Genomic DNA, 1,480 nt, shown 5'->3' with positions numbered 1-1,480 from the left:
ACCCCTTCGTCCAGCTCCACCAGGCCTCCGCCTTCTACGGCGTCGCATCCACCGTGCTCGGTGGCGCGCGGCAGAAGGTCGGGCCGGAGAAGGGGCTGCACGAGCGGGCGTCGCAGCCCGAGATCTGCGACTACTACGAGCGCGTGCTCGGCCGGATGCTCGCGACTGGTCGGGTCGAGTTCTTCCCGAGCAGCGAGTACGTCGGCGACCGGACCGTCGTCTCGCACCTCTCCGGCGACCGGTTCACGGTGCCGGAGCGGTGTCGGATCGTCGACGCCACCTACCTGTCCCCCATCATCCCGGCGGAGACGCCTCCCCCGTTCGCCGTTGCCGACGACGCCGACGTGGTGCCGGTCAACGACCTCGCCCGGCTCGAGCAGGCGCCCAGCCAGTACGTCGTCGTCGGCTCCGGCAAGACCGCGACCGATGCGATCGTGTGGCTGCTCACCCACGGCGTCGACCCCGATGCGCTGTGCTGGGTGCGCCCGCGCGACCCGTGGGCGCTCAACAGGGCTGTCGTCCAACCGGATCCCACGATCTTCCTCGGCATGGTGGCCGACATCATGGAGTCGGCCGCGGCCGCCGCGTCCCTCGACGACGCCTTCCTCCGGATGGAGGCCGCCGGCGTGATGATCCGGATCGACCCGCGGGTGACACCGACGATGGCCAAGGCGCCGACGCTTGCCGCCTGGGAGCTCGAGCTGCTCCGGAGCATCGAGAACGTCGTGCGCCGCGGGCACCTGCAGTCGGTCTCACGCGGCAAGCTGGCCTTCCCCGACGGCTCCCTGTCGATTGCCGACGACGCCGTGGTGGTGCACTGCGCGGCCGACGGCCTGCGGCGACGCCCGCTCGTGCCCGTGTGGCGGCCGGAGGCGATCACGCTGCAGCCGATCCGATCCGGCTTCCCGTGCTTCGGCGCGGCCCTCGTCGGATACGTCGAGGCGACGCGTGACGCCGACTCCGAGAAGAACCGGCTCTGCCCGCCGTCCCCGTACGGCGACACGCTGGCCGACTGGGCGCGGATGACCGTGCTCGGCTCCCGGGCTTCGCAGACCTTCTCGGCCGAGCCCGACATCAAGAGGTGGGCGGACGGGGTCGCCATCAACCCCGCGCGGATCCCAGCGGACCACGACTCCTCCGACGCTCTGGACACCGTGCTGAAGCGGGTTGCGGCATCCACGCCAGCCGGGCTGGCGCGACTCGCCGATCTCATGTGAGCCGACCTGGCGGCGTCCTATTGGCGTCGGTGGATGCGGATGCGTCCCGGGCGTAGGTGTTCGATCTGGTAGTCGGGGTGGTCGGCGAGGGTGTGGTGTCGGCTGCAGAGCAGGGCGCCGTGGGTCAGGTCGGTGGGGCCGCCGTGCTGCCAGGCGATGAGGTGGGCGGCTTGGGCGGTGGCGGCGGGTCGATCGCAGGTTTGGACGGCGCAGGTGCCGTGTTGGGTGATGAGCATGGCGAGGCGCTGCTTGGCGTTGTGGAG

1 protein-coding gene and 1 pseudogene are annotated in these 1,480 nt (G+C 71.2%); one reads left to right on the top strand and one right to left on the bottom strand.

What is annotated here, in order from left to right:
- Positions 1-1,217, top strand: a 1,217-nt coding sequence (locus tag ABD205_RS20800; protein WP_344048228.1) for a pyridine nucleotide-disulfide oxidoreductase, incomplete at its 5' end; no start/stop codon positions are given.
- Positions 1,218-1,234: 17 nt separating this feature from the next.
- On the opposite strand, the pseudogene ABD205_RS20795 reads toward ABD205_RS20800, so the two are convergent.
- Positions 1,235-1,480 (bottom strand): annotated as a pseudogene (locus ABD205_RS20795) (HNH endonuclease signature motif containing protein); the annotation flags it as partial.

The sequence above is a fragment of the Nocardioides panacihumi genome (assembly GCF_039530925.1).
In the GTDB taxonomy this organism is placed as follows: domain Bacteria; phylum Actinomycetota; class Actinomycetes; order Propionibacteriales; family Nocardioidaceae; genus Nocardioides; species Nocardioides panacihumi.
The sequence above is the reverse complement of the archived record's forward strand: the minus strand, read 5'-3'. Positions and strand labels throughout refer to the sequence as shown.